This window comes from Hymenobacter sp. FMD4, assembly GCF_058932745.1.
This window is the reverse complement of record NZ_JBZYWH010000010.1, coordinates 56239-69548: the sequence shown is the minus strand read 5'-3', so window position 1 is coordinate 69548 and position 13310 is coordinate 56239. Positions and strand designations below refer to the sequence as shown.

14 protein-coding genes are annotated in these 13310 nt (G+C 63.5%); 3 read left to right on the top strand and 11 right to left on the bottom strand.

Features of this window, described 5'->3' with window-relative positions; genetic code table 11:
- Window positions 1–237 precede the first annotated feature (237 nt).
- The 7 genes from AC5FXY_RS11455 to AC5FXY_RS11425 all read right to left on the bottom strand — a co-directional run bounded on the left by AC5FXY_RS11455 (window position 238) and on the right by AC5FXY_RS11425 (window position 6761).
- Complete coding sequence (locus AC5FXY_RS11455) at window positions 238–750, bottom strand: RidA family protein (protein ID WP_493556811.1); 513 nt, start codon at window positions 748–750, stop codon at window positions 238–240.
- Window positions 751–832: 82 nt separating this feature from the next.
- Window positions 833–1753, bottom strand: a complete 921-nt coding sequence (locus tag AC5FXY_RS11450) for an alpha/beta fold hydrolase (RefSeq protein WP_493556810.1) — start codon at window positions 1751–1753, stop codon at window positions 833–835.
- 162 nt (window positions 1754–1915) lie between these two features.
- Window positions 1916–2857 (bottom strand): NAD(P)-dependent alcohol dehydrogenase, encoded by a 942-nt coding sequence (locus tag AC5FXY_RS11445; RefSeq protein ID WP_493556809.1) that lies wholly within the window; start codon window positions 2855–2857, stop codon window positions 1916–1918.
- Complete coding sequence (locus tag AC5FXY_RS11440; protein WP_493556808.1) at window positions 2854–3609, bottom strand: pirin family protein; 756 nt, start codon at window positions 3607–3609, stop codon at window positions 2854–2856. The genes AC5FXY_RS11445 and AC5FXY_RS11440 overlap by 4 nt, the downstream gene beginning before the upstream one ends.
- Window positions 3602–4516 (bottom strand): alpha/beta hydrolase, encoded by a 915-nt coding sequence (locus tag AC5FXY_RS11435; RefSeq protein WP_493556807.1) that lies wholly within the window; start codon window positions 4514–4516, stop codon window positions 3602–3604. Before AC5FXY_RS11435 ends, AC5FXY_RS11440 begins: the two co-directional genes overlap by 8 nt.
- Before the next feature lie 35 nt (window positions 4517–4551).
- A complete protein-coding gene (locus AC5FXY_RS11430; protein WP_493556806.1) occupies window positions 4552–5634 on the bottom strand; it encodes an alkene reductase in 1083 nt (360 codons plus the stop codon).
- 80 nt (window positions 5635–5714) lie between these two features.
- Window positions 5715–6761, bottom strand: coding sequence for a helix-turn-helix transcriptional regulator (locus tag AC5FXY_RS11425; RefSeq protein WP_493556805.1), 1047 nt, complete (start codon window positions 6759–6761; stop codon window positions 5715–5717).
- 351 nt (window positions 6762–7112) lie between these two features.
- Between AC5FXY_RS11425 and AC5FXY_RS11420 the strand changes: the two genes are divergently transcribed.
- The gene (locus tag AC5FXY_RS11420) at window positions 7113–8123 is read left to right on the top strand and encodes an OmpA family protein (RefSeq protein WP_493556804.1); all 1011 of its coding nucleotides are present in this window, start codon (window positions 7113–7115) and stop codon (window positions 8121–8123) included.
- A 311-nt stretch (window positions 8124–8434) separates the two neighbouring features.
- Window positions 8435–8794: a DUF4174 domain-containing protein gene (locus AC5FXY_RS11415; RefSeq protein WP_493556803.1), complete on the top strand. Its 360-nt coding sequence runs from the start codon at window positions 8435–8437 to the stop codon at window positions 8792–8794.
- Window positions 8795–8866: 72 nt separating this feature from the next.
- On the opposite strand, the gene AC5FXY_RS11410 is transcribed toward AC5FXY_RS11415, so the two are convergent.
- The 3 genes from AC5FXY_RS11410 to AC5FXY_RS11400 all read right to left on the bottom strand — a co-directional run bounded on the left by AC5FXY_RS11410 (window position 8867) and on the right by AC5FXY_RS11400 (window position 11411).
- Window positions 8867–9745 carry a hypothetical protein gene (locus AC5FXY_RS11410; protein WP_493556802.1) on the bottom strand — a complete coding sequence of 293 codons (879 nt, stop codon included), beginning with the start codon at window positions 9743–9745 and terminating at the stop codon, window positions 8867–8869.
- Between the two features lie 39 nt (window positions 9746–9784).
- Window positions 9785–10267 carry a conjugative transposon protein TraM gene (traM, locus tag AC5FXY_RS11405; RefSeq protein ID WP_493556801.1) on the bottom strand — a complete coding sequence of 161 codons (483 nt, stop codon included), beginning with the start codon at window positions 10265–10267 and terminating at the stop codon, window positions 9785–9787.
- 385 nt (window positions 10268–10652) lie between these two features.
- Entirely contained in the window at window positions 10653–11411 is a 759-nt protein-coding gene (locus tag AC5FXY_RS11400) for a DUF72 domain-containing protein (RefSeq protein ID WP_493556800.1), read from the bottom strand.
- Between the two features lie 175 nt (window positions 11412–11586).
- Here AC5FXY_RS11400 and AC5FXY_RS11395 point away from each other — a divergent pair, with 175 nt between their 5' ends.
- Window positions 11587–11886: a hypothetical protein gene (locus tag AC5FXY_RS11395; protein ID WP_493556799.1), complete on the top strand. Its 300-nt coding sequence runs from the start codon at window positions 11587–11589 to the stop codon at window positions 11884–11886.
- 171 nt (window positions 11887–12057) lie between these two features.
- Here AC5FXY_RS11395 and AC5FXY_RS11390 read toward each other — a convergent pair whose 3' ends face one another.
- Window positions 12058–12768 (bottom strand): hypothetical protein, encoded by a 711-nt coding sequence (locus AC5FXY_RS11390; RefSeq protein ID WP_493556798.1) that lies wholly within the window; start codon window positions 12766–12768, stop codon window positions 12058–12060.
- Between the last annotated feature and the right edge of the window lie 542 nt (window positions 12769–13310).

The window sequence follows — 13310 nt, the reverse complement described above, 5'->3', positions numbered from 1 at the left end:
CGTGCCGTACTGCAAATTATACCTAATCGGGTATAATTTGTTTAAAAAGCCCCGTGCGTTCACGGCGGACTTAATGGACAGTAATGGTTGATCAGGGTACAAGTAGCGGGACGTAGGCCCCCCGGACCCAGCACGGCTGTTTGCGGAGCGGCAGCGGCAGGATCGGTCCCGGGCTTAACCTTTCAGCCTGCTGGTAAATCGGGTACCTAAGCAAGCTTACGGATCTGCGCCCCGCGGCTACTCAACTTCCACCACCATTTCGACTTCCAGGGCCATGCCCATGGGCAGCGCGTTGGTGCCGATAGCCGTGCGGGCATGCCTGCCCCGTTCGCCAAACACCTCCAGGAGCAGGTCGGAGTAGCCGTTGATAACCTGGGGTTGCTGGGTGAAGTGGTCGGCGGAGTTTACGTAGCCGTTGACTTTGACAATTCGCCGGACCCGGCCCAGATCCCCGAGCTCCTTTTTTAGCACAGCCAGCTGCAGCAGGGCCGTGAGGCGGGCCGCTTCGTAGCCCTGCGCCGTGGTCAGGTCCGCGCCCAGCCGCCCGGTGACGTAGGCGCCGCTGCTTTGGCGGGGCCCTTTGCCGGAAAGAAACAGCAGATTGCCTACCCGCACCACGTCCACATAGCTGCCGCTGGCGGCGGCAACCGGCGGCAACGCCAGGCCCAGCTGGGAGAGCTTGGCTTCCGGGGCCTGGGCGAAAGCGGGGCCGGAACAGGTGAGCAGCAGACCAAGCAGTAGGTTTTTCATGGGCGGGGCGAAGGGCTAAACCAAGTGAGTGGGGCTAGTAGGTATAATCGAGAGGCTCCGGTCGAGGGCTTAGTTAAGCAGGTTAATTCATAAAGCCAACCAGCTCGGCGTTGAACTTCTCCCGCTCTTCAATGAAAAGAGCGTGGCCGCTGTGCTCAAACGGAACCAACCGGGAGTTGGGCAGCAGGGCGTGGGTTTGCTCGGCCAGTTCGTAGGCGCAGATTTTGTCGAGCTTGCCGTGCAGGATGAGGGTGGGCAAGGTTATCTGCCGGAGGTCGGCGCGCAGGTCGCTGTCGCGCAGCAGCTGCAGGCACTGGCCCATGGCGTAGGGCGAGGCTTGCGCCTGAATGGTGCCCAGCCAGGCGCCATGGCCGGCGGAGACGCCCGTGGGCGAGGCAGGGAAAATCTGGCCGAAATTGGCGAAAAGCAGGGGCCGGTCGGTGTTGTTGAGCGCAATCAGGCCGTCTACATCAGCCTTGGTCCAGCTGCCGAAGGCAAAGTCCGGGCGTTTAACCCAAAGCGGAGCCGCGGCCCCGAACAAGGCCATCCGGGTTACGTGGGCTGCTTTGTGCTTGGCCACGTAGCGCACCACCGTAGCACCGCCCATGGAAAAGCCGCCGATGGTAGCCCCTTCGATTTTGAGCTTGTCGAGCACGACCTTGATATCGTCGGCAAGGACGTCGTAGCTGTACGCTCCGCCGGGCTTGTCGGAAAGGCCAAAGCCCCGCAGGGTGATGCCGATGACGCGAAAGCCCTGCTGCACGAGGTGAGCGTACTGGTACTCGTACATGGCGTCGCTTAGGGGCCAGCCGTGAATGAGCACGACCGGCCTGCCCTCGCCCAGATCGGTGACGTGGAGCCGGACGTGGGGCTCCACTTCGATGTACTCGGCTCGCCCGAGGCTGCCGGGCTGGCGCTTGCTTTGGGCAGTGGCCGTCAAGGCCAGGCCCGACACGAGCAGGGCGAGGGCTACGAGGCTGCTGGAGTGCAGGGAATTTTGCATGGCGTAAAGGGAATTAAGGTTGAAAAACAGGGGGTAAGGGACAGCTGGACCCGCTGCCCAAGGAGGGCAGGCCAAGCCCGGGCAGGCTGCCATAGCGGGGCCCGCAGCGCCGGGCAGTGCCTATGCCCAAAGAGGATTGGTGGTGCTTTTGGGCGAGCGGCCTTAGGGCACGGTAAGCACCGCCTTGCCGATAACCCCGCCCTGCTCCGCCTCCGCGTAGGCCCGCTGGAAATCGGCCAGCGGGTAGCTTCGACTAACTATTACTTCCAGCCCGCGGGCAGCTAGTTCAGCCAGCTCGCGCAGGTAGGCAGGGGTGGGCTTGAGCAGCAGCACCCGGTACTGCTGCCGGGACACCAGGTTGTGCAGAAAGGAGCCCAGGATTTCCCGGGGGCCCGGCACGGTGTTGACGTAAGTACCCGCGGGCTTGAGCAGGCCGCGGGCCGCGTGAAAGCTCAGCTTCCCGGACAAGTCCAGGACAGCGTCGTAGCGCTGCGCCAGGTGGCGGAGGTCTTGCTCGTGGTAGTTCAGCACCACGTCGCTGCCCCAGTACCGGGCCGGCTCCAGGCCGGCAGCTCCTACCACAGCCGTGACCCGGGCGCCCCGCTGACGGGCCAGCTGGGTAGCCACCATGCCGATGCCGCCGCTGGCGCCGTTGATTAGAATTTCGCTGGCCGGCCCCACCGCCACCAACTGGTCAAATACCTGCAGCGCCGCCGATCCCACCACCGGCAGGGCCGCCGCCTGCGCAAAGGACAGGTTGCCGGGTTTAAGGGCGAGGCTAGCCGCGTCGACCACTACGTACTCGGCCAAGGCGGCGGCTTTGAACACGTCTACCAGGCCAAATACTTCGTCCCCGGGGCGAAAGCTGGATACGGCGGCGCCCACTGCTTCCACCACCCCGGCGAAGTCGATGCCCACGCCCTTGGGAAACGCCGAGCCGGCTACGAGCTTCATCTCGCCCCGGCGGATTTTCCCCTCCAGCGGGTTAAGGGAGACGGCCCTTACCCGTACCAGCACCGCGGCCGGTGTAAGGGCCGGCCGGGGTACGTCGGCTAGCTCCAGTGCTTCCACGCCGCCGTACCGCTTGTAGAGCACCTTTTTCATGGCCGGTGGCGCAGCTGGTTGCCGCTGTACATGCCCTGGTCGGAATAGGTGCTGTTGGGGTCGGTAACCAGCAGCACCAGGTCGCTGCCGGGGCCCGCCACCAGCCGCGCCGTTTCTTCGGCCAGCACCAGGCTTTCGCCCTTAATCAGGCGCAGCTCGTCGTTAACCACCACTGCGCCGCCAAATACATACAGCAGGCTGGTAGCCGCCGCCACCGGCGGCTCGGGCAGGGCCAGGGCCTGGCCCGCCTTCAACCGGGCGTCGTACACCCAGGTCTGGCTGCGCACGAGAAGGGGAAAGCCGGCGTCGGGACCGGCCAGGGGCCGCCACTGGTTCAGGCTGTAAGTTGCGACCGGCGCGTGGAACTGCACCTGCGGGGGCAAACCCCGTTGGGCGGGGCGCAGAAAGATTTGCAACCCTTCCAGCTCGCCGCCGGTGGCCTGCACCTGCTCTTCGTGGTAAAAAGTAGCTCCCGCATTCATCAGCATAAAGCGTTCGGCGGAAATGGATTCGTAGTGGCCTTCCGAATCGCGGTGCTGCACCCGGCCGCGGCGCAGGTAAGTCAGAATTTCGTCGTCGCGGTGGGGGTGCATGGGCACCAGGGTGCCCGGTCGCACGTGCGCGTGGTCGATGCGGCCGAGGGTGCCCAGGCCGGAGTCGGCGGTGCCCAGGGCCTGGCCCGGGAAAAGGATGTCAATCCCGAATCCGCCGTGCTGCTTGCTGATTTTCTCAGCGGTGCCCAGCTTATGCATATACGGGGGCGTTGAGTTTCTCCTTCAGGAAGGCCGCCGCCAGCTGCAGGGCTGCGGCGCCCATTGGTCCCGCGCCGAAAAAGCCGTGGACGTTATCGTAGTTCCGGTAGACGGTTTCCACCCCGGCGGCCCGCAACTGATTGGCGTAGGCCCGGCCTTCGTCGCGGAGCGGGTCGAAGTTGGCGGTCAGAATCAGGGCCGGTGGCAGGCCTGCAAAGCTGGGCCGGCGCAGCAGCGAGGCCTCTTCGGCGCGGTCGGCATCGGGCAGGAAGTTGTCCCAGAACCAGCGCATCATGGGGGCCGTCAGGATGTACCCTTCCGCGTTTTCTGCCCACGAAGCGTGGCCGGCGGAGTAGTGGTCGGTAACCGGGTAGGCGGCAAACTGGGCCTGCAGGTTAATCCCTTCGGCCGCCAGCTGCCGGGCCACGGATAAGGCCATGTAGCCGCCCGCGCTGTCGCCGGCCACGGCCACGCGGCGGCCGTCCGCGCCGAACTCGGCGGCGTGCTGCATCAGCCAGCGGGTAGCTGCCAGGCTACTATCCGGGCCCGCGGGAAAGGGGTGCTCGGGGGCCAGCCGGTAATCCACCGACATCACCACGGCCCCGGACAGGCGGCAGAGCTGCCGGCAGACCTCGTCGTGGGTGTCCAGGCTCATGAGCACAAAGCCCCCGCCGTGAAAATAGGCCACCGCGGGAAAGGGCCCCTCCCCTTCCGGAAAGTAAAGGCGAACGGCAGTGCCGCCATCCGTGACGGTGTTGACAACCCGGCTTACCGGGGTCGGGTTGGGGTTCTTGGGAAAAGCCTGCATCAAGGCCCGGGTTGCGTCCGGGGGCATGAGGTGCAGTTTGTCGAAACCCTTTTGCTGGGCGTAGGCAATATTTTGGCGAATTGATTCGGAGAGGGGCATCGTCGAGAGGAGATAAGTTGATAAAGTGACTCCGCTTAGGGTTGCAGCACATCGGCCAGCACCGGGTAGTCGGTGTAGCCCACCGGCCCCGGTGTGTAGAGGGTGGCGTAGTCCGGCGCGTTCAACGGCGCTTCTTCCGCGATGCGCAGCGCGAGGTCGGGGTTGGCCAGAAACGAGCGGCCGAAGGCCACCAGGTCGGCAAAGCCGGCGTTGAGCGCGGCCTCCGCTGACTCCGGGGTAAGGCCGTTGCAGAGGATGATGGTGCCGCGGTAGGCGGCGCGCATGGCCGTCAGCAACGCCGGGGGAATGGGGGCATTGACCCCGATGTGCAGGTAAGCCACGCCGAGCCCGTCCAGCTCCCGGGCCAGGTACTCGTAGGTTTCCTGTACCTCCAGCTCGGGGTAGGCGGCCAGGTCGCCCAGGGTGGAGAAGGGCGAAAAGCGAATGCCGACTTTCTCGGGTCCGATGGCCGCCGCCGTTTCGCGGGCCAGCTCCAGCGCCAGGCGGGCGCGGTTGGCAATGCTGCCACCGTAGGCATCGGTGCGGTCGTTGACGTGGGGGTTGAGGAACTGCTCGATCAGGTAGCCGTTGGCACCGTGCAGTTCCACCCCGTCGAAGCCCGCGCTGATGGCGTGGCGCGCGGCGCTGACGTGGCCCGCGATAACCGCCCGGATTCCTTCCGCGGTTAGGGCATCCGGGGTGGAATGATCCTGCAGGCCGGCCGAGTCGGTAAAAATCTGCCCGGCAGCGGGTAAGCTGGACGGCCCGACCAGCCGGGCGCCGGCCGGCAGGTTGTCAACGTGACCGATGCGGCCGGTGTGCATCAGCTGCAGAAAGATGCGGCTGTTACCGGCGTGCACGGCCGCGGTAACCGGCTGCCAGGCGGCCACCTGCCCAGGTGAGAATACGCCCGGAATGCGGGGGTAACCCAGGCCCTCGGGCAGCGGGGCGGTACCCTCGGTGATGATGAGGCCGGCTCCGGCCCGCTGGCCGTAATACTCGGCCATCAGGGCGTTGGGCAGGTTACCGGTGGCGCGGCTGCGGGTCATCGGCGCCATCACCAGGTGGTTTTTAAGCGCGAGGCTGCCGCGGCGGTAGGGCGTGAGGATCTTCTTCATCTTTGGGTCGGTGATTGGTACGACACAAAGGTGAGGGCCCCCGGCGGCGGGAAATAACCCGAAAAGCCGCAAGAATAGTCCTATCCGCCAGTCGAGTAGCGCTTGGGCTTGGCCCCCAGGTGCTTTTCAAACAGGCGGGTGAAATGGCTCAGGTTGGTGAAGCCGAGCCGGAAGCCCGTTTCCGACACCGACAGCCCGCTGTGCCGGAGCAGGAAGGCGGCCTCCTCCATGCGGGCCCGCTGGTAGTAGTTGTAAATGCTGTCGCCGTACACTTGCTTGAACAAGGCGCTGAGCTTGGACTCGCTCATGCCGGCCAGGCGGGCCAGTGGCGGCAGCTGCGGGGGCGTGCCCAGATCGGCGAGTACCGCCGCCTGCACCAGGGCCAGCTTTTCGGCATCGGCGCGGTTCAGGGGGCTGTGGGAAAGGGAGTTGCGCTGCAGCAGCTTCTCGAACAGGCAGTAAATGAGCTGCTGCGCCCGGATGCGGTAAAAGAGGGTGCTCAACGGGTCGGCCGGGCCCGCGTCGCCGAGCTCCTTGAGAATGCGCTGCTCGTCCGCGCCCAGGCGCTCGTGGTACAGGAAGCCGGCACCCCCGCTCAGGATGGTGGCCACCACGGGGTTGGGCCGCGCCACATTAAGCAGGGTGCGCAGCGCCGGCACCAGCACCCCCACCACGGTAAAGTAAATTTCCGTGTGCGCCGGAAAGTGAATGGTCGTATCCAGGTCGGTGGAGGAAATCTCCACGGCATACTCCGTGTTTTTTGCGAAAGGAAACTGCTGGTCGCGCGCTTCCAGGCGTACGGGCTCTTCGTTGAGGTTAAAGATCAGGCTGACCAGCTCGTGGTTGGGTAGCGGGGCCGCCCGCCGCTTGAGCACCAGATCCTGCTTCAGCCGGTAGCGGTGCACGAACAGCCGAAATTCCGGGCCCAGCTCAATATTGCGGATGCGGCCCTCGCCCAGCGCTGGGGGAATGTGCAGCGTGTCGCCCGCCACCGGCAGGCTGAACTGCTCCCCAAAGCTTTTCAGGAAGTCGAAGCCAGGATTGGGAACAAATTCAAACACCATGGCGCGGCGGGCCCGGGTAAACAGCAATCCAGTTACCCGCAGCAAATGCGTCTCAAGGTACAAAGCGTAAGCGGACGAGCGCGGAGGTCCGGGCAGAACGTAGGCAAAGGCGGGTGAGCTGGCATGCTGCTACTGTAAACAGCGTGGACGGCCTTGGAGAGGTGCGTAACAACCCATCCTTGCCTATGGGAAACCCGCTGCCGGGCTTCAGCTTGCCGGCACCCAGGGGGCAAAGTTGGTTGCCCGGTAAGGTGCTCGACGTGGGCGCGGGGGGTATACCGATGGCCGGAGCGGCTACGACGGGCCGGGGTGGGTAAGCTTGAATCGACCCTTGCCGCGCTAAGCCCGGCTTTGCCGGGGCAACCCGCACAATATTTGCGGTAGTTAATACTTTGGGACGCAAACGGGTAGGCCATGAATTCTTCGCGAACTAAACCGCTGGCCGGGGCGGGTAAAAAAGGCATGGCGTTAGCGCTAACCCTGGGGTTCGCGGCGGTGCCGGGGTGGGTCCAGGGTCAGGTAGCCGCGCTGCCCGCCGGCGACGGGCTGGTGGGCGCTTACTACCGCGGCCCCAACTTCGAGCAGTTTGTGCTGCAGCGGCGGGACGGCGCCATCGATTTCGATTGGAACTTCCGCCCACCCGCCCCGGGCGTGCCCCACGAATATTTCTCGGTGCGCTGGACGGGCTGGCTGCTGGCGCCAGCCACGGGCCGCTTCCTGCTGCACGCCCGGGTTGACGACGGCATTCGGGTGTGGATCGACGAGGAGCTGGTGCTGGATGAGTGGCGCCCGCAGGTGGTGCGCGACTTCACCGCCACCGTGCTCCTAACGCAGGGAGTGGCTTACCGGCTCCGGGTCGAGTACTTTCAGGATGTGCGGCATACCCGCGCTTTTCTGAACTGGTCGCCGCCCGAGGAGTCCAACGCCGAACGGCGCGCCAATGCCGATTCCCCCATTCCGACCCGCTACCTGTTCAGCACCGACCCCGCGCCCGCCCTGGCGGCTTCGTCGCCGGCCCCCGTTGCCCCAGTGGCCGCGCCGCCTGCCGACACCAGCCGCCGCGCCCAAGTAGCGCGGCTGGAAAAGGGCGGGGAGCTGCCCTTGCCGGAAGTGTATTTCCAACGGGGACAGGCCACGCTCCTGCCCGTGGCCCTCACGGCCCTGAACCGGCTTGCCCCGGCGCTGCAGGCCGCCCCTGACCGTCGCTTCGAAGTGCAGGGGCACACCGACAACGTGGGCGCGCCCGAGCTCAACCGTCTGCTCTCCCAGCGCCGCGCCGAGGCCGTGTGCCGCTACCTTATTGCGCGGGGCGTGGCCCCCGACCAGCTGACGCCCGTGGGGTACGGCAGCACCCAGCCCGTAGCCGACAACGCCGACCCCACCCAGCGCCCCCGAAACCGGCGGGTGGTGCTGCGCCGTCTTTAGCGAGCCGGCTTTTGCTTCTCCGTCGCGCTTGTCTTACTGACGGAAAGCGGCTTTGGCCCGCCCGTGGTTTAAGCTCGGTCCAGGGCTTCAGCTCTTGTTTATTTGTCTCAGGGCTCAGCCCGGGCCTGGAGGGCCGCCGCGGGAGTACGCTATGTAGATGGTTGCACCCAATTAAAGCCTCGCCGCGTTAGACGCTTGGTTGGTCATTCATGAATGTTATGGGCTTTTCTGTGCGGCGCTGGCTGCTGGTTTTAAGTAGCGTATTGGTTTGTACAACCATTGTCCGCGCCCAATCCGCCCCCCAGCCTTCGTTGGCGGCTTGGTTAAAAGAAAGCCGCTGGCAGAAACGGGTGCTGCTGCTGTGCGCGCCGACTGCCGACCATGGCTTGCTGCTGCGCCAACGCCAGCTGCTGGCTACTGCCGGCCCCGGCCTGGATGCGCGCGACCTGCTGGTGCGCGAAGTGCTCTTCAGCACGCTGTCGGCTGCTGACCGGCAATACCTCACCCAAACGCTTCGCGTTCCGGCCACTGGCTTCACCGTGGTGCTGCTGGGAAAGGACGGCGGCCCCAAGCGCCGGGAGACGGAGCCGGTGGCCCCGTCCTCGCTTTTTTCAACGATTGACGCCATGCCCATGCGGCAGCAGGAAATGCAAAGCCGTAAGCAGCGGTAGCTAACAGTGCCAGCGAAGTAAGCAAAGGGTTGGTTATGGGTTGAACCCCGGCTGCTCAGTGCTCCGCAGTGGCTAGAACCTGCCCGATTGGTTGATGCTGCGGAGCAGTTGGTTTTGCAGCAGCTGCTCGCGGTAAGCCTCTTCCACGGCCTGCCGGGCTGCTCCGGGCTTGCTGGCTTCGTGGATTAAGCGGTCCGCCTCCTGGCGCAGCTGCAGGGCTTTAACCATGTTGTCGTTGGCCTGGCCCATGGCCCGTAGCCGTTCGGCTTCCGTCATGGAGTAGCGACCGGGATTTTTCAGGGTGGCCATCAATTCGACGCTTTGGGCGGTCATCTCGTCGGCAATCTTTTGGTAGTTGAAGGCGGTTTCCACGTGCTTTTTCTTGAGCACCTCCTCGTAGGCGTAGGCTGACGCAAAGGCTTCCTCGCGCATGCTTTTGTAGTCGCGGTACGTAAAGGACTGGGCTCCGCTGCGGCCAATGTCCAGCCCGGCGAAAGCCCGGTACACCGTTTCCACGTCCTGCTCGGTGCGGCCTTGCAGGGCCTGGCGCAGCCGCTGGGCTTTGCGCACCACGGGCATGTAGTCGGGTTGAGAGCTGGTATTCATGGCCAGGGACCGGCTAAACAGCTCCAGCGGGTTGGCGTAGCGCAGGTCCCGTACTGATTCGACCTTGCGCAGGTTTGCCTGAATCTGGCGCTGCAGCTCCAAGCCCTCAGCGGTAAGCTCTTTTACCTGCCCGGTAATATCGCGGGTAACGCCGGCAATCTGGCGCGCATCCTTAATGACCTGGTAATTGCGGATGGTTTCGCTCCACTGCCGGAGCTGCTTGGCAAATTGCCCGATGTGCACGCCCATGTGCACGGGGTCGTTCACCACAAACTGGGCGGTGGCCTGAAAAGGGGCCGCGATGGTAGCTGTTGCCAATGCGACCGTAATTGTTGTTTTCTTCATTTGCTAAGAAATAATAATAATTGTTTCCTGAGAAATTAATTACTGTACCGGAACCGTCGCGTCCGTGGCTCCGGTAGTAATGAGTACGGGGTAGCCATCGGGTAGGCGCACCTGGCGCAGCTTCTGGCGCGGCGACGAGGCCCGGCCCACCAGGGCCGCGGCTACCCGGCCACCCACGCCTACCACGGAATTAGCGGCGGATGCGGAGCGGTCAATGGCCAGGCCTACTTCCTGGGCGCCGATGGCGCGCACATCGCTCAAGGGATTATCGGCGGCTGGCAGCGGCTGGCGTTTCTGCGGGTCAATCATCAGCCCGGGCAGGTAATGGTAGTCGTAGATGTCGGCCGCGACCCGCGTGGGGCCCAGCCGGCTGATGCGGATGGCCACGTGGTTGCTCTCCACGCTGGCCACGCCGGCGAAGACCAGGTTCTTGGGAAACGTCTGCCCGCTGATAATAGCGTCCTCCACCAGGCGCAGCAGCACCACCGAGCCCGTGCGGATCTTCTGCTCGCCGTTGACCACGGCCTTATAAAAAAGGTCGGGCAGCAGCGGCGACGCACAGGGCCGCCAAGCAGATTTTATGCGAAATGGGAGGAGGCGTCATGAGTAGCTTAATAGAAACAATAATAACGCTCTTTTTTCCAACTTGCGGGCGTCCGTTGTAGTGCCCAATAAACCTGCCAACAGGCCGCAGAAACTCCCTCGCAAGGAGTTCACGAAACTCATGCCCTCTTCGCATTTCGTGAACGTTGAAAGGTGAACGGGTTTCTTAAACTCAGGCTACCCGACTAGTAGCCCGTAGCAGAGTATGCCCCCTTGCGGAAGGTAGACAGGCCCGCGCCGTGGTTTATCACGACCTGGCCCTGGAAACCAGCGCCACCCTGCCCCGGGACGCGAGTCGTACGGCTCATGCCCGCTCCGCTACCAGCCGGTACAGGTCTTGGGCATTTTCAAAAGCGGCGCCCATGGTATTGTTGAAGTAGGCATACACGTCTTTTCCATCTTGGAGGTAGTCGTGTATCTGCTCGGCCTGGTCGTGCAGAAAGTCGCGCTCGTAGGACTCTCGGTAGTTTCCCTGGGGGCCGTGGAAGCGCTTATAGACAAAGTCTGCCCCTTCGTTGAGCCGGGCGTTTCGGGCGGGGCCTTTGTCGTGCAGCACGAGGCTGGCGCCGTGGTGGTCCAGCATATCAACCGTATCATCTGCATACCAGCTTGGGTGGCGAAACTCCACCGCTTTGCGCCACTCGTGGGCGGGGTCTGCCGCTGCAAGCACATTTAAGAGGGCACTGACCGCGTGTAGCTGGCGAATGGTGTTGCTGGGCGGGAACTGAATGAGCAGGCATCCCTTTTTGGGGCCCAACTCACGTGCTGCATCCATAAAGCGGACAATGCCGGAGAAGTCATCGGCAAGAGCGTTGGTGTGCGTGATATCACGCCAAAGCTTGATGGTAAAGTTAAACGCAGGTCCGGTTTCAGCGGCCCAGGCAGCAAACGTTTTGGGCTGGGGTATGCGGTAGAAGGTGCTGTTAATCTCAACCGAGTTAAACAGGGTGGCATAGTAAGTGAGGCGGCTCGTCGCCTGGTAGGCCTCCGGAAAGGTGGCCTTCGGGCCGGGCACTACGATGCCGCTGGTGCCCGTGCGCAGGGTGCCAAGGAGGGCAGGCATGGGAAAGAGGTATAGGGGAGTTTCGTGGTATAACGGTCCACGCGGCCTCGACGTTTTACCCCAAGCGCATCTTCACGGGGTCCCAAAGTATCATCTGCTTGTCATAGTAGCTCTTTTTGCAGGCCCGGCAGGGGGATGCCGCTCGAAGGCCCTGCACGCCGCCGAAGGCAACGAGTTGCGCTACTACGCCGGGTCCCTGCTGCGCCTGCCCGACCAGCGCCCCCTGGGCACGTTCTGCATCATCGACCGCCGGCCGCGCACCTTCACCGCCGCCCAGCAACGGATGCTCGACCTGCTGGCCGCCCTGGTCAGCCAGGCCCCTGCCCTGCGCCTCACCTGCCTGGCCCAGCCCCGGGCAGCGGGAGAAAACCCGCGCCCAGCTGCCGGAAGAACTGCGCGAGTTCACCGCCCTGGTGCGCTACCACTTCACCCGCCACGGGGCCAGATTCCGGGACCCGTCGAGCTGCTGGCCTAGGTTGAACGCCGCTTGCTCGACTTGCAGGATGGGCTTACCAAGCGGCAGTGCTAACGAGCCCAGTGGGCGGACTTTCACTCGTAGAAAAATGCCCAGTCGGGGCCCTTTAACCGAACAAATTCAGCAATGCCTAACGGGTCCACGAAAAGGTCCGAACAGCAAAAGGAGCGTTCAATCGGTCGAGAAAGAATGAGGGTGGTCTGGGCAATACAGCGGGTGTTCTTGGTAAACGCGGCCTTCAGGCAGCGAGTACCACACGCGGCACTCTGGGCGGATAGTGTGTACCCCAAAGGCGTCGCGGGTCAGCCATTTGCCGTGCTTGACCACCGCATAGACCGGGTCGTAGGCGCCCCAATTCGCGCCTTCGTGCAGCAGGGCTTGCACCTGCTTCCCTTCGTCCTCCACATACGCGAATAAGCGGCTGGTTGTCAGGTTTTTTTCCAGCAGCAGGTGCGCGCGGTGTTTCCTGTTCCGCGAGAGCTTCTCGGGGTAGGCAACCCGAAATTTCAGGTCGCGGTCCAACACTTGCTGATAGGCGTTGGCAAATGCCGCCGCGTCCCAGTGGTAGGTTTGGCACAGGTAGCCGACCGCCTCGTGCAAGCACACCAACAGGTAGCGCAGCTTGTCCGCATCCGGCAAGGCATCGTAGGTCGGGGCATGCACCGCTTGGTATACAAGAGCCACCGACCCTGCCATTGAAGGGTAGCGAGGCTGCTGTTCTGCCACCAAGGTGATGCTGATGCGCGACGTCTTCGGGGGCTTGTAGTCGCCCAGGCCCTGCACGTAGAGCTCGCCGATATAGTTAGCCCGGAGCCGAAACAGGTGCGGGCCTTCCGCGGGATAAAAATCGTCGTACAGTGTAATATCGGTTAAGCGGGCCATGTGGGAGAGGTACTGCGGCGTGAACTGCTTCCGTTGGATTACAAAAACGGTCGTCTAAGTCACCAGCTTTTGTCCGAAGAGAGCCATTATGGCAACAAAGAATTTCTGGGGGCTGTCTATGACTAGGAACGCGCGCCGTATTTCTCAAATCTTATCTACTCTGCGTATCATGGACAGGACAGTGCGTCCAGACCGTAGCATAGCGGCGGGGCGAAAATAATGATCCTACCTGCGCAGCTGCTACCAGCCGCCAACCGTCACAAGCCAGAGTGCCCGTTCTACGTTGTAACGAAGAGCTCTACCACAAACGTCCGCACCCTTTGGCGGACCAAGCTGAGCCACGAGCGAAACCACTAACCGTAGCTGCTATGAGGCCTGAATTGTGAGTGTTGTTAAACAAATAGGGAAAACCTCGGAGCGGGCCTATGCGGGTTAGCTCAGCGGATGGCAGGCGGCAATCAGGTCCATGTCCAAGGAAGGTTCGGCCCGCAGGGGCTGGTTGGCGAAGTCGTATTCGCTGTACCGGTTGAGGTGGCGGCAGG

Excerpts from the sequence above, each read along its gene's own strand:
- AC5FXY_RS11455 (WP_493556811.1), bottom strand. The coding sequence starts at position 750 with ATGAAAAACCTACTGCTTGGTCTGCTGCTCACCTGTTCCGGCCCCGCT.
- AC5FXY_RS11450 (WP_493556810.1), bottom strand. The coding sequence starts at position 1,753 with ATGCAAAATTCCCTGCACTCCAGCAGCCTCGTAGCCCTCGCCCTGCTC.
- AC5FXY_RS11445 (WP_493556809.1), bottom strand. The coding sequence starts at position 2,857 with ATGAAAAAGGTGCTCTACAAGCGGTACGGCGGCGTGGAAGCACTGGAG.
- AC5FXY_RS11440 (WP_493556808.1), bottom strand. The coding sequence starts at position 3,609 with ATGCATAAGCTGGGCACCGCTGAGAAAATCAGCAAGCAGCACGGCGGA.
- AC5FXY_RS11435 (WP_493556807.1), bottom strand. The coding sequence starts at position 4,516 with ATGCCCCTCTCCGAATCAATTCGCCAAAATATTGCCTACGCCCAGCAA.
- AC5FXY_RS11430 (WP_493556806.1), bottom strand. The coding sequence starts at position 5,634 with ATGAAGAAGATCCTCACGCCCTACCGCCGCGGCAGCCTCGCGCTTAAA.
- AC5FXY_RS11420 (WP_493556804.1), top strand. The coding sequence starts at position 7,113 with ATGAATTCTTCGCGAACTAAACCGCTGGCCGGGGCGGGTAAAAAAGGC.
- AC5FXY_RS11410 (WP_493556802.1), bottom strand. The coding sequence starts at position 9,745 with ATGAAGAAAACAACAATTACGGTCGCATTGGCAACAGCTACCATCGCG.
- AC5FXY_RS11400 (WP_493556800.1), bottom strand. The coding sequence starts at position 11,411 with ATGCCTGCCCTCCTTGGCACCCTGCGCACGGGCACCAGCGGCATCGTA.
- AC5FXY_RS11390 (WP_493556798.1), bottom strand. The coding sequence starts at position 12,768 with ATGGCCCGCTTAACCGATATTACACTGTACGACGATTTTTATCCCGCG.